Origin of the sequence: Glutamicibacter protophormiae (genome assembly GCF_014647495.1) — a bacterium.
Lineage (GTDB): Bacteria > Actinomycetota > Actinomycetes > Actinomycetales > Micrococcaceae > Glutamicibacter > Glutamicibacter protophormiae.
In genome coordinates this window covers 72045-90967 of sequence record NZ_BMPH01000010.1, presented here as the reverse complement: position 1 = coordinate 90967, position 18923 = coordinate 72045, and the positions used below count along the sequence as shown (strand labels likewise).

Here is an 18923-nt window from a genome sequence, read left to right as displayed (position 1 = left end):
CATGGGCGCAAAGATCAAGAAGGGTGACCTGGTTCAGGTCATCGCCGGTAAGGAACGTGGCAAGCAGGGCAAGGTCCTGAAGGTCATCACTGAGACCAACCGCGTGCTGGTTGAGGGCGTTAACCGCGTCACCAAGCACACCAAGGCTGGCCAGACCGAGCGCGGCACCCAGACTGGCGGCATCGAGGTTGTTGAAGCTCCAGTACACGTTTCGAACGTTGCTGTGGTTGATCCAGAAACCAAGAAGCCAACCCGCGTTGGTTTCCGCGAGGAAACCGTAGAAAAGAACGGCGTGTCCAAGACTGTACGCGTACGTTACGCCAAGGCTTCCGGAAAGGATCTGTAATGACTGAAGCAGCCACCAAGATCCAGCCACGTCTGCGCGCTAAGTACGCAGCTGACATCCGCCCTGCCCTGCAGGAGCAGTTCAACTACGCCAACCCGATGCAGGTTCCTAACCTGACCAAGGTTGTCGTGAACATGGGTGTCGGCGAAGCAGCCAAGGATTCGAAGCTCATTGAAGGCGCCGTACGCGATCTGACCGCTATCACCGGTCAGAAGCCAGTGGTTACCCGTGCCCGCAAGTCGATCGCCCAGTTCAAGCTGCGCGAAGGCATGCCGATCGGTACCCACACCACCTTGCGTAACGATCGCATGTGGGAATTCGTTGATCGCCTGATCACCCTGGCACTGCCTCGTATCCGCGACTTCCGCGGCCTGAGCGACCGCCAGTTCGATGGCAATGGCAACTACACTTTCGGTCTGACCGAACAGTCGATGTTCCATGAAATCGATCAGGACAAGATCGATCGCGTGCGCGGTATGGACATCACTGTGGTGACCACCGCCAAGACTGACGATGAAGGCCGCGCCTTGCTCAAGGCTCTGGGCTTCCCGTTCAAGACCAACAACTAATCTCACTACGTTACAGGTCCGCAAAGGAAACCGTAACGAGGAAGGGCTGAAGCCCACATGTCTATGACAGATCCAGTCGCAGATATGCTGACTCGACTGCGCAACGCCAACTCGGCTTACCACGACACTGTGTCGATGCCGTCGAGCAAGCTCAAGCTGCGCATTGCCAACATCTTGAAGGAACAGGGCTACATTGCCTCCTTCGAGGAAGAGGCTGCCGAAGTCGGCAAGAAGCTGACCATCACTTTGAAGTACGGCCCATCGCGCGAGCGTTCGATCGCCGGCGTACGTCGTATCTCCAAGCCAGGCCTGCGTGTATACGCAAAGTCCACCAACCTGCCTCACGTGCTCGGTGGTCTTGGCATCGCAATCCTGTCCACCTCCTCCGGTCTGCTTACCGACCGTCAGGCTGCAAAGAAGGGCGTGGGTGGGGAAGTCCTCGCCTACGTCTGGTAACGGGAAGGGAAGGAAAACACTATGTCACGTATTGGACGTCTTCCGATCACCGTTCCTGCCAACGTTGAACTGAATGTCGATGGCCAGCTGGTCACCGTCAAGGGCCCGAAGGGTGAGCTTTCGCTGACCGTTTCGGCTCCGATCACCGTTGCCAAGGACGAGAACACCGTTACCGTCTCCCGTCCGAACGACGGCCGCGAGGCCCGTTCGCTGCACGGTCTGACCCGTACCCTGATCAACAACCTGATCATCGGTGTCACCGAGGGCTACGAGAAGAAGCTCGAAATCCACGGTACCGGCTACCGCGTTCAGGCCAAGGGCAACTCCCTTGAGCTTGCTCTGGGTTACTCCCACCCGGTTAGCGTTGACGCCCCTGAGGGCATCACCCTGACCGTTGAGGGCAACAACAAGATCACCGTTGCTGGCATCGACAAGCAGCACGTCGGTGAGGTTGCTGCTAACATCCGCAAGCTGCGCAAGACCGAGCCTTACAAGGGCAAGGGCATCCGATACGCCGGCGAGCGTATCCTGCGCAAGGCTGGAAAGGCTGGTAAGTAATCATGGCTATCGGAATCAAGGGCAAGAGCAAGTCCGCTCAGCGCGGTCGTCGTCACCTGCGTGTGCGCAAGCGCATCACCGGTACCGAGGCCCGTCCACGCCTGGTCATCAACCGCTCGGCTCGTCACATGTTCGTTCAGATCGTGGACGACTCGAAGGGTCTGACCCTGGCCAGCGCTTCGACCATGGAAGCAGATCTTCGCGCAAGCGATGCAGACAAGACCGCAAAGTCCAAGCGCGTTGGCGAGCTCGTTGCAGAGCGTGCCAAGGCAGCCGGCATTGAGGCTGTTGTATTCGACCGCGGCGGCAACAAGTACCACGGTCGCGTGGCTGCTGTTGCTGACGGCGCACGTGAAGGTGGGCTGGCACTGTGAGCGAAGCAACCAACAAGAAGGAAACTCAGGTGTCTGAAGCTACTGAGGCAGTCGAGACTGCAGCTGCTCCCGCTACCGAGAACACCGGATCCCGCCGTGGCGAGGGTCGCGGTCGTGGCGAAGGCCGCGGTCGTGGTGAAGGTCGTGGCCGCGGTCGCGATCAGAAGGATAACCGCAACGAAGACAAGGACAAGTTCCTTGAGCGCGTTGTAGCTATCAACCGCGTCTCCAAGGTCGTCAAGGGTGGTCGTCGCTTCAGCTTCACCGCTCTGGTAGTCGTCGGTGACGGCAACGGCATGGTCGGCGTCGGCTACGGCAAGGCCAAGGAAGTTCCTGCTGCTATCGCCAAGGGCGTTGAAGAGGCCAAGAAGTCCTTCTTCCGCGTTCCACGCGTTGGCACCACCATCCCGCACCTGGTCAAGGGCGAGGCCGCCGCTGGCGTTGTCTTGCTCCGTCCAGCCGCTCCGGGTACCGGCGTTATCGCCGGTGGTCCAGTGCGCGCCGTGCTGGAGTGCGCAGGCATCCATGACATCCTGTCGAAGTCGATGGGTTCGCAGAACCAGATCAACATCGTTCAGGGCACCATTGCCGCACTGAAGGCTCTGGAAGAGCCTCAGGCTGTTGCAGCTCGCCGCGGTCTTCCGCTGGACGAGGTTGCACCGGCAGCAATGCTGCGTCACATCCAGACCCAGAAGGCAGGTGCTTAATTCAATGGCTAAGAACATTGTTCCAAGCGATGCCCAGCTGGAAATCACCCAGATCAAGTCCATCATCGGTGGTAACCAGGTACAGCGCGACGTTGTTCGCTCGCTGGGCCTGAAGCGCATCGGACACACCGTTGTCCGCTCCGCTGACCCTGTGACTGTCGGCATGGTCAACAAGGTCCCACACCTGCTGAAGGTTGAGGAGGCGAAGTAAAGATGGCTCAGAAGGAAAACGCACTTAAGGTACACCACCTGCGTCCAGCTGAAGGTGCCAAGACCGCCAAGACCCGTGTTGGTCGTGGTGAGGCATCGAAGGGTAAGACCGCCGGTCGCGGTACCAAGGGTACCAAGGCTCGTTACCAGGTGAAGGCAGGCTTCGCAGGTGGACAGCTTCCGCTGCACATGCGTCTGCCAAAGCTGCGCGGCTTCAAGAACCCGTTCCGCGTCGAGTTCCAGGTCGTGAACCTGGACAAGATCTCGGAGCTGTTCCCAGAGGGTGGCGAAGTCACCGTCGAGGCACTCGTTGCCAAGGGCGCTGTTCGCAAGAACCAGCCCGTCAAGGTGCTGGGCACCGGCGAGATCTCGGTCAAGGTCGACGTGAAGGTTGATGCCTTCTCGACTTCCGCAGCTGAGAAGATCGCTGCTGCCGGCGGCTCGGCAAACACCCTCTAATCCAGGGTCAAGCCAAGGCGAAGCCCCCGTTCACGTTGAGTTTTCAAAGTGAACGGGGGCTTTCCATTTCTCAAAGTTTTTCGGCTGACCGTCGGAAATTACTTCGCTGATATGGCAGTTCTTATTACAAATGAGAAATTCCGGGCATTTTCCGTGTCTTGTATTTGGCGCGGAGCTACCTCGGAACGCTAGAATCATTAGGTCGTAGTCGTATCTGGCTTAACGACTCAGGAACATACTTCAGGAGGACGCTTGTTCAGCGCCATAGCCCGAGTTTTTCGGACGCCTGATCTGCGCAACAAGTTGCTGTTCACGCTGGGGATCATCGCGATCTACCGTATCGGCGTATTCATCCCGACCCCGGGCATTGATTACAGCAACGTTCAGCAGTGTCTGGCAATGGGTGACACCACCGGTGGACTTTATTCATTTGTGAATCTGTTCAGTGGCGGCGCCCTGTTGCAGGTCTCCATCTTCGCGATGGGCATCATGCCGTACATCACGGCCGCCATCATCGTGCAGCTGCTTCGTGTGGTCATCCCGCACTTCGAGACCCTGCACAAGGAAGGCCAAGCCGGCCAAGGCAAGCTGACCCAGTACACGCGTTACCTCACCATCGCCTTGGCACTGCTGCAAGGCACCACCCTGGTGACCCTGGCCCGTACGGGCAACCTGTTCCCGAGCTGCAGCCTTCCGCTGGTTCCGGACGACAGCCTGATTGTTATCCTGCTGATGGTCATCACCCTCACCGCAGGCACCGGCCTGATCATGTGGATGGGCGAGCTGATCACCGAGCGCGGCATCGGCAACGGCATGTCGATCCTGATCTTCATCTCGATCGCCTCGGGCTTCCCGGCCTCGATGACCTCGATACTGCAGACCCAGGGCTGGGTGACCTTCATCGGCGTCATCGCCATCGGCCTCGTCATCATCGGCCTGGTCGTGTTCGTGGAGCAGTCCCAGCGCCGTGTGCCGGTGCAGTACGCCAAGCGGACCATCGGTCGACGCACCGTGGGCGGCACCTCCACCTACATCCCGTTGAAGCTGAACATGGCCAACGTGATCCCGGTGATCTTCGCCAGCTCGATCCTGGCGCTGCCGCAGATGATCGTGCAGTTCAACCAGAACCCGGACGGCACGCTGCCGGAATGGGCGATGTGGCTGCAGACGCATTCCTCGACTTCCTCGCCGTGGTACATGCTGGTGTACACCTTGCTGACCATCGGCTTCACCTACTTCTACGTGGCCATCACCTTCAACCCGGTTGAGGTGGCTGACAACATGAAGAAGTACGGCGGCTTCATCCCGGGCATCCGGGCAGGCCGTCCGACTGCCGAGTACCTGCAGTACGTGATCTCACGCATCACGTTCCCAGGCTCGCTGTACTTGGCATTCGTCGCGTTGATTCCATTGATTGCTTTTGTGCTGATCAACGCAGACCAGAGTTTCCCATTCGGCGGTACCTCCATCATAATCATGGTTGGTGTTGGTCTTGAGACCGTCAAACAAATCAATGCTCAAATGCAGCAACGAAACTACGAAGGGCTACTGCGATGAGTCGACTGCTTATCATTGGACCGCCGGGTGCCGGCAAAGGAACCCAGGCCGTGAAGATCTCCGAGCGCCTGGAGATCCCCGCGATCTCCACCGGCGACATCTTCCGCGCGAACGTCAAGGGCGGCACCCCGCTGGGTATCGAAGCCAGCAAGTACATCGACAATGGCGACTTTGTACCTGATTCGGTCACCAACAACATGGTCGAAGACCGCCTGAACCAGGACGACGTGGCTACCGGCTTCCTGCTGGACGGCTACCCGCGCACCAGCGCACAGGTCGACGCGCTGGACGCAATGCTGGAGGCCAAGGGCATCGCCCTGGACGCAGTGCTGCAGCTGACCGCCGACGACGACGAGCTGGTGGCACGCCTGCTGAAGCGTGCAGAGATCGAAGGCCGCGCAGACGACACCGAAGACGTCATCCGCCACCGCCTGGGCCTGTACAACGCAGAGACCAAGATCGTGGTCGACCGCTACGAAGAGCGCGGCATTGTGCGCAAGGTCGACGGCATCGGCGCCATCGACGAGGTCACCGACCGCGTCATGGCCGCATTGAACGTCAACGCCTAAGACACAAGCGTTTTCACGCGCAGGGACCGTGCACGGCAAGCCTTCGGGCTGGCGGCACGGTCCCTGTGCGATTTTTAGACTGAAGACTCGCACCCGAGCCGGCGCCCGCCGGCGGCGAGCAACCCGTGAACACCTAAGGGAGTTACCTTGGCACTTGGACAGCCGCGAATTGAGTACAAATCCAACTCGGAAATCCTGAAGATGCGCGAAGCCGGCCTGGTGCTGGCAGAGGCGCTGGATGAGGCCGTCGCCATGGCACGCCCGGGCGTCACCACCGCAGCCGTCGACAAGGTCTTCGCAAAGGTGCTTGAGCGCCACGGAGCGACCAGCAACTTCCTCGGCTACCACGGGTTCCCGGCGAACATCTGCGCCTCGGTCAACCACGAGGTTGTGCACGGCTTCCCGTCGGACTACGAGCTGAAGGACGGCGACGTGCTGAAGATCGACGGCGGCGCCATCGTGGACGGCTGGCACTCGGACTCTGCGCGCACCGTGCTCGTGGGCAAGAACATTGACCCAGCCGACCAGCGACTGAGCGACATCACCGAGCAGGCCATGTGGGCCGGCATCGCCGCCGCGGCCAAGGCCCGCTTCATCGGCCAGATCGGCACCGCCATCGACGACTACGTCACCAGCCAGCCGGGCGACGAGCTGGGCATCCTGGAGGACTACTGCGGCCACGGCATCGGTTCCGAGATGCACATGGCCCCGGACGTGCTGAACTACAACTCCGGCCACCGCGGCCCTCGGATTAAGCCGGGCATGGCCCTGGCCATCGAGCCGATGCTGGTCCGCGGCGGCATCGAGACCTCGGTGCTGGAGGACGACTGGACAGTGGTCACCAACGACAAGTCCAACGCCTCCCAGTGGGAGCACACCGTCGCCTTCACCATGGGCGGCATCTGGGTGCTCTCGGCGCATGACGGGGGAGAGGCCGGCCTGGCTCCGTTCGGCGTGGCCCCCTCGCCGATCCTCCCGTAGGGGATCTTTCGAGTGTGGATCCAGCACCCCGCGTTCACGCGGAGTGCTGGATCTAACAGTTTAAAACACGGCCCGAATTGGCGAAGGCCGTGGTGATGGCGTAGTGTTGTCTGTTGGTTCGTCATTTAAGTGCGCCCAAAACCCTAGGTTTGGGATGCGCCGGTGTCGGACTTGAACCAATTACTTGCTGAGGGAAACCAAAGCAACCAAAGTTAGCGGGGAAAATGGGCAAGAAGGAAGGTGTCATCCAGGTAGAGGGCACTGTGGCCGAAGCGCTGCCGAACGCGATGTTCCGCGTGGAGCTGCCGAATGGACACGTGGTGCTCGCCACTATCTCGGGTAAGATGCGTCAGCACTACATTCGAATCCTCCCAGAGGACCGAGTGCAGGTTGAAATGAGCCCATACGACCTCAACCGAGGCCGTATCGTTTACCGCTACAAGTAAACAGCACTCTTTGACTTTCCCGGCGGACGTTGTGCGATTCATCGCAAAGCGCCCGCTAGAGGATTGTTCTTGGATAAGCTTTTTACTGCTCCACATTTAACTGCAACCGCAAGAGGAGTAAACCCTTGAAGGTTAACCCTAGCGTGAAGCCGATCTGCGACAAGTGCAAGGTGATTCGCCGCAATGGTCGCGTCATGGTGATCTGCGAGAATCCACGCCACAAGCAGCGTCAGGGCTAATTCCGTTTTTCGGGATATCCCACGCGTAGTCATTTAGGCAGTACCGCGGCAACCCAGGTTGCCGTTCACCCCCGGGTTCGGAGGCCGGGGCCGCGAGTAAATCGCGGAAGGTGCTGCTCCAGACCTCCGTTGGTTGAAAGGTAGCCACTTGGCTCGTTTAGCAGGCGTGGACATCCCACGCGAAAAGCGCGTAATCATCGCGCTGACTTACATCTACGGCGTGGGCAAGACCCGTGCAGAAGAGACCATCGCAGCAACCGGGATCTCCCCGGATACCCGCGTGAAGGATCTCACCGACGCTGAGCTCGTTCAGCTTCGTGACTTCATCGAAGGCACCTACAAGGTGGAAGGTGACCTGCGCCGCGAGGTTCAGGCCGACATCCGCCGCAAGGTTGAAATCGGATCCTACGAAGGTCTTCGTCACCGTAAGGGCCTGCCGGTCCGCGGTCAGCGCACCAAGACCAACGCTCGTACCCGTAAGGGCCCGAAGCGCACCGTAGCCGGTAAGAAGAAGACTCGCTAAATCTTAGCGGTCTAGTTCATAAACCTTTTTCGTAGGAGAAAAAATGCCCCCAAAGACTCGTGGAGCGGTACGTAAGCCGCGTCGCAAGGACAAAAAGAATATCGCGCAGGGTCAGGCGCATATCAAGAGCACCTTCAACAACACCATCGTTTCGATCACCGATCCGACTGGCGCTGTGATCTCGTGGGCTTCGGCCGGCGAGGTTGGCATGAAGGGCTCGCGTAAGTCGACCCCATACGCTGCCCAGATGGCTGCTGAGTCCGCTGCAAAGCGTGCACAGGAGCATGGCATGCGCAAGGTTGACGTTTTCGTCAAGGGCCCGGGCTCGGGACGCGAAACCGCGATCCGTTCGCTGCAGGCTGCTGGCCTTGAGGTTGGATCCATCCAGGATGTTTCCCCAAGCGCACACAACGGTTGCCGCCCATCGAAGCGTCGCCGCGTCTAATTGACTCGCTAGGCCAAGCTTGAGAAGTCACCGAAGCATTCTTCTGAGTGCTCCGGTGACTATCTTGGACTTATCAGCCTGCAAAAGACGAACGGCCACCTGAAGGCTACCGTCGTTTCCACCCCCGTGAGGCGTCATATAGCGGACGCTCGCTGAAAGGAAATGTAAGTGCTCATTACGCAGCGCCCAACCCTGACCGAAGAAGTAGTTGCCGAAAACCGCTCCCGTTTCGTTATCGAACCGTTGGAGCCAGGCTTTGGTTACACCCTAGGTAACTCGCTCCGCCGCACCCTGCTGTCCTCGATTCCTGGTGCATCCGTCACCAGCATTCGTATCGACGGCGTGCTGCACGAGTTCACCACCGTAGCCGGTGTCAAGGAAGACGTCACCGAACTGGTTCTGAACATCAAGAACCTGTCCGTGTCTTCCGAGCACGACGAGCCAGTCGTCGCCTACCTGCGCAAGCAGGGCCCAGGCGTCGTCACCGCAGCGGACATCACCCCGCCAGCCGGTGTGGAGTTCCACAACCCTGATCTGCACATCGCGACCCTGAACGCCAATGGCAAGTTCGATATGGAACTGACCATTGAGCGCGGCCGCGGTTATGTGTCTGCCGCTCAGAACAAGAGCGCTGATGGCGAGATCGGTCGCATCCCTGTGGATTCGATCTACTCCCCAGTGCTGAAGGTGACCTTCCGCGTGGAGGCCACCCGTGTTGAGCAGCGCACCGACTTCGATCGTTTGATCGTTGACGTGGAGACCAAGGAATCGATCACCCCGCGCGATGCAGTTGCATCCGCAGGTACCACCCTCGTTGAACTGTTCGGTTTGTTCCGCGAACTGAACACTGCAGCAGAGGGTATCGAAATCGGCCCATCGCCAACCGACGCAGCCCTGGCTGCCGACATGGCGTTGCCGATTGAGGATCTGGAACTCACCGTTCGTTCGTACAACTGCTTGAAGCGTGAGGGCATCCACTCTGTGGGTGAACTTGTCACTCGCTCCGAGGCCGACCTCATGGACATCCGCAACTTCGGCGCGAAGTCCATTGACGAAGTCAAGGCCAAGCTTGTTGAACTGGGTCTGGCCCTGAAGGATTCCCCTCCAGGCTTCGATCTGGCCGCTCGTAGCGCCATCGACGATGGCGACGACTACGACGAGGGTCTGTAAAGACCTGAGTCTCGCGACACACTACTTCATCCGTCCGCACGGTATGACCGTTCGGAACGGGTTATTCATCTAGGAGAACCACTATGCCTACCCCTACCAAGGGTCCGCGTCTCGGCGGCAGTGCAGCACATGAGCGACTGATCTTCGCTAACATGTCGGCACAGCTCTTCGAGAACAAGAAGATCACCACCACCCTGACCCGCGCCAAGCGTCTGCGTCCACACGCAGAGCGCCTGATCACCTTCGCAAAGCGCGGTGACCTGGCTTCGCGTCGTCGCGTCCAGTCCGTGATCGCTTCGCGTTCGCGCACCAACAAGTCGATCGTTCACGAACTGTTCGAGAACATCGCACCAGCCATGGCTGACCGCAACGGTGGCTACACCCGCATCACCAAGATCGGCAACCGCAAGGGCGACAACGCTCCTATGGCTGTCATCGAGCTCGTGATGGAGCCAGTTTCGCCTAAGCAGGCCGTCGTCAAGGAAGCCACCAAGGCTGCCGAGAAGGCTGCTGAAGCTACCGAAGAGGCCTAAGCCCTAGCGCTTAGCATCTTCGGCGCGTGAAGCGTCAAAAGATCCCCGGAATATCGTTCAGATATTCCGGGGATCTTTGTATAAGCCCTGCCGTGCACTGGCTGATGCGAAACGGGAGGATGAACCACTAGCGATTCATCCGCCCGTCCGCAATGGGCCCGCGGGATTGTTCGCCCGCAGGGCGGCCAGCCTAATCCAGTGCCGGCATGCTCGGGCAGGCCGTCGTCAGGTACGTCGAGGCTTCGGTGAACTCCGGCGTCTGGAATTCCTGCATCTTGGCGGCCATTGCCACCAGGTCAAGGCTGTCATCGCCCATAGCCTCCGCCATCTTGTTCGACAGATCCGCGGAGCGAGTCAGGGCGTCGGCGAGTTTCTCATCAGACGTCTTTCCCGCAGCATCCTTCATCACGGAAGCGAGCTCAGCGGTGGCATCCCTGAACTTGGACGCATCGCCCGTAGCGATGGCGGAACCCGCATCGGTCATCTTCTGCTTGAGGTTCTGTTCTTGCGCCTGGTCGTTGATGTAGTTGCAGGTTTCTTCGGTGGAGAGCTTGCCGCTGCAACCGGTCAGCACAGTGCCGGCAATAGCCAGTACTGCGGCGCTGGCAGAAATCTTTTTCAGCATGGGTTTCCTTAGCTTGGTGATGGGGAGAGCGAGTACGGCCACCAGGGGACCTCTCGGCGTCCGATTAGTTTACCTTGGATAAATCCTGCACTTGTATTATTTCTACGCACGGCCGATCCAACGTGTCCAGGGCTTGAAGCGGAAATGACAGGGCTGCCGGAGGAGGGTGGCAGCAGGCGGGTGAACCGCGCCACCGGATTCGGTGAGATGAAAAGGCATTGCGCATAATGGTATTCATGAGTGCGCAGTCTGAATTATTTGATCCGATGGGAACCACAGCCTTGGGGGAGGCCCGGACCCCGGCATGGATCCGGATGCGCATGGTTCTCGGATATGACGGTGCAGCCTACAACGGGTGGGCCCGTCAACCCAATGTCACCGGCGTCCAGCAGCTTGTCGAAGAAGCACTGGAAATGCTGATCCGCCGGCGTGTTCGCGTGGTGGTCGCCGGCCGCACCGACGCAGGAGTGCATGCCCGCCGTCAGGTGGTCCACTTGGACTTGACCCAGGAGGAGTTCGACGGACTCCCGCGTCGATCTTCCCTGGAGCCCGGCCCTGCCTTGGTTCGCCGTATCAACGGCATCCTGGGGCGGCAGGATGGAGCCGTATGGGTGCATGAGGCAGAAGTGGCCCCGGACGGCTTCGACGCCCGGTTCTCCGCGTTGGCCCGCCGCTACTCGTACCGGATCGCCGATGGCATCCATCGCTGGGATCCGTTGACCCGCCACCTGACAACCTGGCACCGCGAGCCGCTGGACGTCGACGCGATGAACCGCGAAGCGCGGACAGTGCTCGGCCGCCATGACTTCTTGACCTACTGCAAACCTCGTCCCGATGCGACAACTATCCGCACTCTGCAGGAGTTCAGCTTCACCCGCACGGAGGACGGACTGATCCTCGCCCATCTGAAAGCGGACGCGTTCTGCCACAATATGGTCCGGGCGCTGATCGGCGCGGCCATGATGGTGGGTGACGGACGCGAGCAGCCTGGGTTCCTGGCGAGCCGCCTCGAGGAGATGGTCCGAGATTCCAAAACCAAGCTGGCCCATCCCCGGGCGCTGGTGCTCGAAGAGGTCTACTACCCGGACGCCGACCAGCTGGCTGCACGTGCGTTGCAGACCCGCGCCAAGCGCGAAGAGCATGACGTGGACCCGCGCGGAGCCGCTGCGGTCCAAAGCAGCGAAAACTGCGCCGATTAAGGGTGTTCTTACTCACCAGCACCGAGCATTTTTGGCCGGAAAGGCTTTAATCAGCTAAACTTTTATGAGTTGTGTATGTCCACGTTCGACACTACACGCCCAAGCGTGACGGCTTAGTTGCATAGTCGCTGGTCTGCTGGGCGCGCGAACAATCCTGGACGGCCGGTCTATATCAGTCCTCACCTGACGTACTGGTCCAAACACAAGAACAACACGACAGTGCTCGTCACCGGGGGATCTCACCGCTTCCGGCCAAGCGACTGTTTGACCAGAAACGAATCAACGTAAGGCAATTACTGTGCGTACGTACACCCCAAAGCCGGCTGATCAGACTCGTCAGTGGTTCGTCATCGACGCCACCGACGTAGTGCTCGGCCGCCTCGCCGTTCAGACCGCAACCCTGCTGCGCGGCAAGCATAAGCCAACCTATGCTCCACATATGGACATGGGCGACCACGTCATCATCATCAACGCCGAAAAGGTTGCTCTGACCGGCAAGAAGCTGCAGAACAAGCGCGCTTACCGTCACTCGGGCTTCCCGGGCGGCCTGAAGAGCATGAACTACGCCGACCTGCTGGAAAAGAACCCAGTGCTGGCTGTTGAGAAGGCCGTGCGTGGCATGATCCCTAAGAACAAGCTGTCTGCTGTTCAGATGTCCAAGCTGAAGGTTTACCGCGGCGCCGAGCACCCACACGCTGCTCAGGCTCCAAAGGCACTGGAAATCACCCAGGTCGCTCAGTAGTCCTGGCCCCGACAACAAACACTTAATAGGAGATTATCGTGGCTCAGAACGCTGAAGAAACCACTGAATTCGAAGGCGAGACCCCTTCGTCTTACACCACCGAGACCGCTGCCTCGACCGTTGTGGCCGAGACCGAGCGTGCTCCGCTGACCGTTCCAGGTGGAGCAGTTGGCCGTCGCAAGCAGGCTATCGCCCGCGTTCGCCTGATCCCAGGCTCCGGCAAGTGGACCGTCAACGGTCGCGAACTGGACGACTTCTTCCCGAACAAGCTGCACCAGCAGGATGTTAACGAGCCTTTCAAGGTTCTGGGTCTGGAAGGCGCATACGACGTTATCGCCCGCATCCACGGCGGCGGCATCTCCGGTCAGGCTGGCGCACTGCGCCTGGGCATCGCCCGTGCACTGAACGAGATCGACCGCGACGCTAACCGCCCAACCCTGAAGAAGGCCGGTTACCTGACCCGCGACGCACGCGTCATCGAGCGCAAGAAGGCTGGTCTCAAGAAGGCCCGCAAGGCTTCGCAGTTCTCGAAGCGCTAAACCTTACTTCGAGGTTTATCCAACGGCTCCACAACCCTTCGGGGTTTGTGGGGCCGTTGGCCGTTAACCGCCGGTTGAACGGCGCGGAATTCTTGGCAATCTTCGTAAATTGGTAGCGCCCCGGGCACCGTGCAAGTCCGGTAAATCGAAGCGCAGGGCTTATGATTGATTACGATGGCAAGGTTATTTGGGACCGATGGGGTCCGAGGAAAAGCAAACGAATTGTTAACCCCCGAGCTGGCGATGGAACTCGCGCAGGCAGCTTCGGTGGTATTGGGTTTGAGCCAGCCTGAGGACGGGCACAAACCAGTCGCTGTGGTAGCGAAGGATCCGCGTATCAGCGGCGACTTCCTCTCTGCCGCAATCGAAGCGGGTCTGGCCGCCTCCGGCGTCGACGTCAAGGACGCAGGCACGCTTCCCACCCCGGCCGCGGCCTTCCTGGTCGGCGACCTCGACGCGGACTTCGGCGTGATGATCTCAGCATCCCACAACGCCGCACCGGACAACGGCATCAAGTTCCTGGCCCGCGGCGGCAAGAAGCTCGACGACTCGCTGGAAGACGCTATCGAGGCATGCCTGAAGATGCCCAAGCCGCGTCCCGTCGGCGGGGAAGTCGGACGCGTCTCGCGCTTCGCCGATGCCGAGGACCGCTACATCGTGCACCTGCTGCAGTCGCTGCCCAACCGTCTGGACGGCCTGAAGGTCGTGCTGGACTGCGCCCACGGCGCGGCTTCGGGTTGCTCGCCGGAGGTCTTCAAGGCCGCCGGCGCACAGGTCATCGTGATCGGCGCGGAGCCGGACGGTATCAACATCAACGACGGCTATGGCTCCACCCACCTGGAGAAGCTGCAGGCCGCCGTGCTGGAAAACAAGGCAGACCTGGGCATCGCCCACGACGGCGACGCCGACCGCTGCCTGGCAGTGGACCACGAAGGCACCATCGTCGACGGCGACCAGATCATGGCCATCATGGCCATCGACATGAAGGAACGCGGCGAGCTGAAAGACAACACCCTGGTCGCCACCGTGATGAGCAACCTCGGCCTGAAACTGGCCATGGAGGCTGCCGGCATCACCGTGAAGCAGACTGGCGTGGGCGACCGCTACGTGCTGGAAGGCATGCAGGAAGGCGACTACTCGCTGGGCGGTGAACAGTCCGGCCACGTCATCTTCAGCAAGTACGCCACCACCGGCGACGGCGTGCTCACCGGCCTGAACATCGCAGCCCGGGTCAAGGCCACCGGCAAATCCCTGAAGGAACTTGCCTCGGTGCTGACCGTGCTTCCGCAGGTCCTGATCAACGTGCGTGGAGTGGACAAGGCCGCCGTGCCTGACTGCGAACCGCTGCAGCTGGATATCGAAGCCGCCGAAGCGCGTCTGGGCTCCACCGGACGCGTGCTGCTGCGCCCTTCCGGTACCGAGCCGGTAGTCCGCGTGATGGTCGAGGCCGCCACCCAGCAGCAGGCGCAGGCCGAAGCTGAGGCCTTGGCCGCATCCGTATTGGAGCATCTGGCGCTGGGTTAATGCCACGTTGATCTAGTGGACTAGCAAGTAGATCTTCAGTAAATTCTCACATCCCCGTAGCGTGTTCCCCAAGGGTTCGCACTGCGGGGATGTGGCATGCTGAAGAGAGAATTCGAAGTCAGGTCCCGCCGTGCGGCGAGGGCACGGACGAAAAGGGAATGTCGTGACTCTACGCATCAGCGTTATCGGTACCGGTTATCTGGGAGCTACCCACGCAGCCTGCATGGCGGAACTGGGATATGAAGTCATCGGCCTCGATGTCGATGCCTCCAAGCTCAAGGCCTTGGCATCAGGGATCCTGCCCTTCCATGAACCGGGCTTGCCGGAGCTGTTGCGCAAGCACGTGGCCAGCGGACGGCTGCGCTTCACCGATTCCTACGCCGATGCCGCGGCCAACGCGGACATCCACTTCATCACCGTGGGCACGCCGCAGCGCGCCGATTCCCAATCGGCGGACATGAGCTACGTGGATGGCTCCGTCGACAGTTTGCTGGAGCACATCACCGGGCAGGCGCTGATCGTCGGCAAATCGACCGTACCGGTGGGCACCGCCCGGCGTCTGACCGAGCGCATCGCCGCCAAGGCGCTGCCCGGCAGCGAGGTCACGCTGGCCTGGAACCCGGAGTTCCTCCGCGAGGGCTTCGCCGTCAAAGACACGCTGACCCCCGACCGCCTGGTCTACGGACTGAGCGACACGGATCCGGAAAGCTTCGGCCTGCGCAAGATCCGCGAGGTCTACGCCCCGATCTTGGAACATGGCACGCCGGAAATCGTGACCGACCTTGAGACGGCGGAACTGGTCAAGGTCGCGGCCAACGCCTTCCTCGCCACCAAGATCTCCTTCATCAACGCCTTTGCGGAGGTCACCGAAACCGTTGGCGGCGATATCAAGACCCTGGCCGATGCCATCGGCCACGATAGCCGCATTGGACGCCGCTTCCTGAACGCCGGGGTGGGCTTCGGCGGCGGCTGCCTGCCCAAGGACATCCGCGCGCTGCAGGCACGCGTCTCGGAGCTCGGACTGAGCCACACCATGGGCTTCCTTGCCGAAGTGGACCAGATCAACCTGCGCCGCCGCGACCGCGTCGTTTCGCTGGCCTCCGGCATGCTGGGCAACGAACTGGCAGGAAAGCACATCTGCGTACTGGGCGTGACCTTCAAGCCGGACAGCGATGACGTGCGAGACTCGCCAGCCCTGGACATCGCCGTGCGCCTGTACAACGCCGGGGCCGACGTCTCGGTCTACGACCCCCAGGGCAACAAGAACGCCGCGGGACGCTTCCCTCGCCTGCACTACGTGGACTCCTGGCAGGAGGCGGCTCAGGACACCGATATCGTCCTGCTGCTGACCGAATGGCAGGAATTCCGGGACCTGGATCCCGTGGAGCTCGGCAGCGTGGTTTCAAGCCGTGTGCTGATTGACGGGCGCAATGTGCTGGACCGTCCTACGTGGCGCGAAGCCGGCTGGACTATTACCGGGCCGGGGGAGTACTTCGAAGTCGTGAACACTGCCCCGGGCACGGCACAACTGCCTCTTCAGGTCTCGAACCAAGCATAGTTCTGCTGAATTGGGCCGTCCCTAACAGGGGGGCGGCCATATTCATGTCCGGGTGATCACGCGGTTTTGTCGATGGTGGCACATCTCCAAGCACCGGTGGTCGGAAAATTTTCTGCTGTGCCTGCTACAAAGTCCTATTGTGTGTGCAACGGCCGTAGAATGCCCGACGGCGCCTTTATCCATGCCTCGCATCTGCATACTGCCGCCATGTCATCGACGAAACCGAGGGTGCGGAGTTTCCCGGAAACCGTCCCGGCATGCCTTCGCGCACACAGCAGGAATCTCGGTGCTAGCTGTGAAAATCATTCGACTGCCAGTGCGGTTCGAGTCTAACGGGTTACGGTGCGGTTGATAACAGTCACTCCTCGCTAGCCCCTTGGAAGGCCTCAATGCACGAACATCTCGAATCGCGGCCCTCGGCAGATCCTTTGCGCATAGCGGTACTTGCCCACCTGCACCATCCGATCAAGTCTCCCTTCGCCGGAGGGATGGAAGCACACACTTCCCACTTGGTTGCCGAACTGTGCGCTCGTGGCCACGAAGTGACGTTATTCGCCAAGGCCGGCAGTACACGCTTCGGCCAAGACGGCCAGGGCCACGTGCGGGCGGTGCTGCCCGCGGATTACCAAGTGCAGGGCTATCCGGACGAGAGCCATCGCGACGAACAGCACCGACGGCTCGACGGAGCCATGTCCTTGGCGATTTCAGCTGTCCGCACTGGAGCTTTCGACGTGGTGATCGACAATTCCCTCAGCCCCATTCCCCATGAGCAGCTTGATGGAATCCCCACGTTGCATGTGCTCCATACTCCTCCCTTGCCGCGCATCACCGCGGTGTTGGCTACTCGCTCGGGGCGCCCCCACGGTCATCGCTATGTCACCGTATCGCACAGTAACGCACGCGCATGGAGAGCATGGATCCCTGATCTGGCGATCATCCCGAACGGCGTTGACCTGCGCCGATGGGAGCCAGACAGGAAGGACCGCAGAGTCCCGGGCACCGCAGCATGGAGCGGACGCATCACCCCCGAGAAAGGCACCCATCTGGCCATTGCCGCGGCCCGGGCCAATGGCATGCGGCTGCGACTTGCCGGACCCATCCAGGACCCCGAGTACTACGAATCGCTCATCCGGCCGTCCTTGGACGACCAGATCCGCTATATGGGACACCTCGCCCAGGACCAACTGAGGGAGGTCATCTCCTCCGCGCAGGTCTTCATCTCTTCGCCTCTGTGGGAGGAACCTTTCGGCCTGACAACATTGGAGGCGATGGCCTGTGGAACTCCGGTAGCGGCAACTCCGAACGGTGCGATGGCCGAGCTGGTCGGCTTGTCCGGGGGAATCGTGGCCTGTACGGCCGACGCGACCGGGCTCGCGGAGGCTGTCCGCCAGGCCTCGGGCCTGCGGCGCACCGCGGTGTTGCAACGTGCAGCCACCTTCTCCCTAGACCAGATGATCCGTTCCTACGAAGACGCTCTCTACGATATCCACGCGGCTCAGAGCTTGGGACAGGTGCAATGAAACGCAAGCTGAGAATTTCCTATTATGCGCACCATATGGGATCCGGGCATTTGCGCCATGCCCAGCGGCTGGCCGCCACCGGACTCGTGGAGCTGCAGGTGGCCAGCACCGGAGCTTCATCCCAAAGGCTCTTCGAGGACAACGTGCAGTACGTGCCACTGGCAGCGGACGAGGGATCGAGCCAGCTGCGCTTCGCCCCAACCAGCGGCCATTTGCACTATGCCCCGACCGGAAAACCCATCGTGGAACGGTTCACGACGCTGAACGCGGGATGGGAAGCCTTTGAACCCGATCTGGTGATGGTGGACGTCTCGGTCGAAGTGGCGCTCTTCGCCCGGCTGAGCGGGTATCGCGTGGCGCTACGCAGGATGCCCGGGGTGCGCACGGACCGCCCGCATCGCATGGCCTACGATCTCGCAGATGCCCTGTTTGCGTACTATCCGCAGCACCTCGAAGAACCCTTGCATCGTGACTCCTACGCACAGAAGAGCTTCTACCTGGGTACCCCTGCACCGCATCCTTCCCAACGTGCCGCAACCCAGTCCTCGGATCAAATTCCCGTCCGGGACTGCGGGGACACACGGCGTGTAGTCGTCCAGACCTCTCTGGCCGCTTCGGTGGACTCCTCCAGGCTCGTACAGGCCGCGCTCCGCAGCCCGAGCTGGAGTTGGGAAGTCATCGGGTCCGTCCACGGGGCGACTGACAAATTACCGGAGAACCTGCGGCTGCACGGCACGGTCGAGCAGCCGGAGCAATGGCTGGATGCCGCAGACGTGGTCATTTCCTCCTCGGGCCACAATGCCGTCGCTGCGGCGGCCGCGAGCAAGCGGCCCACCATGCTGATCCCCGAAGAACGGCCCCACGCGGAGCAGGCAGTCTTTGCCCGCATGCTGCATGAAGCCGGGGGATGCGCCATGCTGGAGTCCTGGGACGAACCGGTGGACTGGGAGAAGAAACTCACGCACGTCGCAGACACGGACGGTTCATCCTTGGCACGGACCCTGCTTGTCACCCAGGACGAGTTCACCGCAGGGTTGCAGCGCATGTTCTCCAGCCTGTGCGACTCATGACCCG

24 protein-coding genes and 1 pseudogene are annotated in these 18923 nt (G+C 60.8%); 24 read left to right on the top strand and 1 reads right to left on the bottom strand.

The window, feature by feature from the left end:
• Position 1: 1 nt before the first annotated feature.
• The 17 genes and pseudogenes from rplX to rplQ all read left to right on the top strand — a co-directional run.
• Positions 2-346, top strand: a complete 345-nt coding sequence (rplX, locus tag IEY43_RS12455) for a 50S ribosomal protein L24 (protein WP_047119669.1) — start codon at positions 2-4, stop codon at positions 344-346.
• Positions 346-915, top strand: coding sequence for a 50S ribosomal protein L5 (gene rplE / locus IEY43_RS12450; protein WP_188948915.1), 570 nt, complete (start codon positions 346-348; stop codon positions 913-915). The genes rplX and rplE overlap by 1 nt, the downstream gene beginning before the upstream one ends.
• 57 nt (positions 916-972) lie before the next feature.
• Positions 973-1371 carry a 30S ribosomal protein S8 gene (rpsH, locus tag IEY43_RS12445; RefSeq protein WP_047119667.1) on the top strand — a complete coding sequence of 133 codons (399 nt, stop codon included), beginning with the start codon at positions 973-975 and terminating at the stop codon, positions 1369-1371.
• 21 nt (positions 1372-1392) lie between these two features.
• The gene (gene rplF / locus IEY43_RS12440; RefSeq protein WP_188948914.1) at positions 1393-1929 is read left to right on the top strand and encodes a 50S ribosomal protein L6; all 537 of its coding nucleotides are present in this window, start codon (positions 1393-1395) and stop codon (positions 1927-1929) included.
• A 2-nt stretch (positions 1930-1931) separates the two neighbouring features.
• Positions 1932-2303 (top strand): 50S ribosomal protein L18, encoded by a 372-nt coding sequence (rplR, locus tag IEY43_RS12435; RefSeq protein WP_188948913.1) that lies wholly within the window; start codon positions 1932-1934, stop codon positions 2301-2303.
• Positions 2304-2332: 29 nt separating this feature from the next.
• Positions 2333-3010 carry a 30S ribosomal protein S5 gene (gene rpsE, locus IEY43_RS12430; protein ID WP_188948912.1) on the top strand — a complete coding sequence of 226 codons (678 nt, stop codon included), beginning with the start codon at positions 2333-2335 and terminating at the stop codon, positions 3008-3010.
• A gap of 4 nt (positions 3011-3014) precedes the next feature.
• Positions 3015-3221, top strand: a complete 207-nt coding sequence (rpmD, locus tag IEY43_RS12425; protein WP_047119663.1) for a 50S ribosomal protein L30 — start codon at positions 3015-3017, stop codon at positions 3219-3221.
• 2 nt (positions 3222-3223) lie between these two features.
• Entirely contained in the window at positions 3224-3679 is a 456-nt protein-coding gene (gene rplO, locus IEY43_RS12420; protein WP_047119662.1) for a 50S ribosomal protein L15, read from the top strand.
• Positions 3680-3931: 252 nt separating this feature from the next.
• The gene (secY, locus tag IEY43_RS12415; protein WP_188948911.1) at positions 3932-5236 is read left to right on the top strand and encodes a preprotein translocase subunit SecY; all 1305 of its coding nucleotides are present in this window, start codon (positions 3932-3934) and stop codon (positions 5234-5236) included.
• Positions 5233-5805, top strand: coding sequence for an adenylate kinase (locus IEY43_RS12410; RefSeq protein WP_188948910.1), 573 nt, complete (start codon positions 5233-5235; stop codon positions 5803-5805). Before secY ends, IEY43_RS12410 begins: the two co-directional genes overlap by 4 nt.
• Before the next feature lie 147 nt (positions 5806-5952).
• A complete protein-coding gene (map, locus tag IEY43_RS12405) occupies positions 5953-6786 on the top strand; it encodes a type I methionyl aminopeptidase (protein ID WP_188948909.1) in 834 nt (277 codons plus the stop codon).
• 224 nt (positions 6787-7010) lie between these two features.
• The gene (gene infA / locus IEY43_RS12400; protein WP_188948908.1) at positions 7011-7232 is read left to right on the top strand and encodes a translation initiation factor IF-1; all 222 of its coding nucleotides are present in this window, start codon (positions 7011-7013) and stop codon (positions 7230-7232) included.
• Between the two features lie 125 nt (positions 7233-7357).
• Positions 7358-7471: a 50S ribosomal protein L36 gene (rpmJ, locus tag IEY43_RS12395; RefSeq protein ID WP_071894985.1), complete on the top strand. Its 114-nt coding sequence runs from the start codon at positions 7358-7360 to the stop codon at positions 7469-7471.
• Between the two features lie 148 nt (positions 7472-7619).
• A complete protein-coding gene (gene rpsM / locus IEY43_RS12390) occupies positions 7620-7994 on the top strand; it encodes a 30S ribosomal protein S13 (protein ID WP_047119657.1) in 375 nt (124 codons plus the stop codon).
• A 43-nt stretch (positions 7995-8037) separates the two neighbouring features.
• On the top strand, positions 8038-8439 hold the full coding sequence (gene rpsK, locus IEY43_RS12385) for a 30S ribosomal protein S11 (protein WP_038992179.1): 402 nt from the start codon (positions 8038-8040) through the stop codon (positions 8437-8439).
• A gap of 168 nt (positions 8440-8607) precedes the next feature.
• Entirely contained in the window at positions 8608-9609 is a 1002-nt protein-coding gene (locus IEY43_RS12380; protein ID WP_188948907.1) for a DNA-directed RNA polymerase subunit alpha, read from the top strand.
• 83 nt (positions 9610-9692) lie between these two features.
• Positions 9693-10139: pseudogene (gene rplQ, locus IEY43_RS12375) on the top strand (50S ribosomal protein L17); the annotation flags it as partial.
• A gap of 193 nt (positions 10140-10332) precedes the next feature.
• Here rplQ and IEY43_RS12370 read toward each other — a convergent pair.
• Positions 10333-10767 (bottom strand): hypothetical protein, encoded by a 435-nt coding sequence (locus IEY43_RS12370; RefSeq protein ID WP_188948906.1) that lies wholly within the window; start codon positions 10765-10767, stop codon positions 10333-10335.
• A gap of 266 nt (positions 10768-11033) precedes the next feature.
• On the opposite strand from IEY43_RS12370, the gene truA reads away from it, so the two are divergent.
• From truA to IEY43_RS12335, 7 genes are all read left to right on the top strand, one after another.
• A complete protein-coding gene (gene truA, locus IEY43_RS12365; protein WP_188948982.1) occupies positions 11034-11966 on the top strand; it encodes a tRNA pseudouridine(38-40) synthase TruA in 933 nt (310 codons plus the stop codon).
• A 298-nt stretch (positions 11967-12264) separates the two neighbouring features.
• Positions 12265-12708 (top strand): 50S ribosomal protein L13, encoded by a 444-nt coding sequence (gene rplM / locus IEY43_RS12360; RefSeq protein WP_188948905.1) that lies wholly within the window; start codon positions 12265-12267, stop codon positions 12706-12708.
• A gap of 38 nt (positions 12709-12746) precedes the next feature.
• A complete protein-coding gene (gene rpsI, locus IEY43_RS12355) occupies positions 12747-13247 on the top strand; it encodes a 30S ribosomal protein S9 (RefSeq protein WP_047119652.1) in 501 nt (166 codons plus the stop codon).
• A 174-nt stretch (positions 13248-13421) separates the two neighbouring features.
• Positions 13422-14771, top strand: a complete 1350-nt coding sequence (gene glmM / locus IEY43_RS12350) for a phosphoglucosamine mutase (RefSeq protein WP_188948904.1) — start codon at positions 13422-13424, stop codon at positions 14769-14771.
• A gap of 163 nt (positions 14772-14934) precedes the next feature.
• Positions 14935-16329, top strand: a complete 1395-nt coding sequence (locus IEY43_RS12345) for a UDP-glucose dehydrogenase family protein (RefSeq protein WP_188948903.1) — start codon at positions 14935-14937, stop codon at positions 16327-16329.
• 389 nt (positions 16330-16718) lie between these two features.
• A complete protein-coding gene (locus IEY43_RS12340; protein WP_308425063.1) occupies positions 16719-17849 on the top strand; it encodes a glycosyltransferase in 1131 nt (376 codons plus the stop codon).
• Positions 17846-18919 (top strand): glycosyltransferase, encoded by a 1074-nt coding sequence (locus tag IEY43_RS12335; protein WP_188948901.1) that lies wholly within the window; start codon positions 17846-17848, stop codon positions 18917-18919. The genes IEY43_RS12340 and IEY43_RS12335 overlap by 4 nt, the downstream gene beginning before the upstream one ends.
• The last annotated feature ends 4 nt before the right edge of the window (positions 18920-18923 follow it).

Bases quoted from the DNA above. Each gene is read 5' to 3' on its own strand.
- glmM (WP_188948904.1), top strand. From the start codon at position 13,422: ATGGCAAGGTTATTTGGGACCGATGGGGTCCGAGGAAAAGCAAACGAA.
- rplX (WP_047119669.1), top strand. From the start codon at position 2: ATGGGCGCAAAGATCAAGAAGGGTGACCTGGTTCAGGTCATCGCCGGT.
- IEY43_RS12370 (WP_188948906.1), bottom strand. From the start codon at position 10,767: ATGCTGAAAAAGATTTCTGCCAGCGCCGCAGTACTGGCTATTGCCGGC.
- IEY43_RS12340 (WP_308425063.1), top strand. From the start codon at position 16,719: ATGCACGAACATCTCGAATCGCGGCCCTCGGCAGATCCTTTGCGCATA.
- rpsK (WP_038992179.1), top strand. From the start codon at position 8,038: ATGCCCCCAAAGACTCGTGGAGCGGTACGTAAGCCGCGTCGCAAGGAC.
- rplF (WP_188948914.1), top strand. From the start codon at position 1,393: ATGTCACGTATTGGACGTCTTCCGATCACCGTTCCTGCCAACGTTGAA.
- rplO (WP_047119662.1), top strand. From the start codon at position 3,224: ATGGCTCAGAAGGAAAACGCACTTAAGGTACACCACCTGCGTCCAGCT.
- IEY43_RS12410 (WP_188948910.1), top strand. From the start codon at position 5,233: ATGAGTCGACTGCTTATCATTGGACCGCCGGGTGCCGGCAAAGGAACC.
- rpsH (WP_047119667.1), top strand. From the start codon at position 973: ATGTCTATGACAGATCCAGTCGCAGATATGCTGACTCGACTGCGCAAC.
- rpmD (WP_047119663.1), top strand. From the start codon at position 3,015: ATGGCTAAGAACATTGTTCCAAGCGATGCCCAGCTGGAAATCACCCAG.
- IEY43_RS12335 (WP_188948901.1), top strand. From the start codon at position 17,846: ATGAAACGCAAGCTGAGAATTTCCTATTATGCGCACCATATGGGATCC.
- infA (WP_188948908.1), top strand. From the start codon at position 7,011: ATGGGCAAGAAGGAAGGTGTCATCCAGGTAGAGGGCACTGTGGCCGAA.
- rplE (WP_188948915.1), top strand. From the start codon at position 346: ATGACTGAAGCAGCCACCAAGATCCAGCCACGTCTGCGCGCTAAGTAC.
- truA (WP_188948982.1), top strand. From the start codon at position 11,034: ATGGGAACCACAGCCTTGGGGGAGGCCCGGACCCCGGCATGGATCCGG.
- rplR (WP_188948913.1), top strand. From the start codon at position 1,932: ATGGCTATCGGAATCAAGGGCAAGAGCAAGTCCGCTCAGCGCGGTCGT.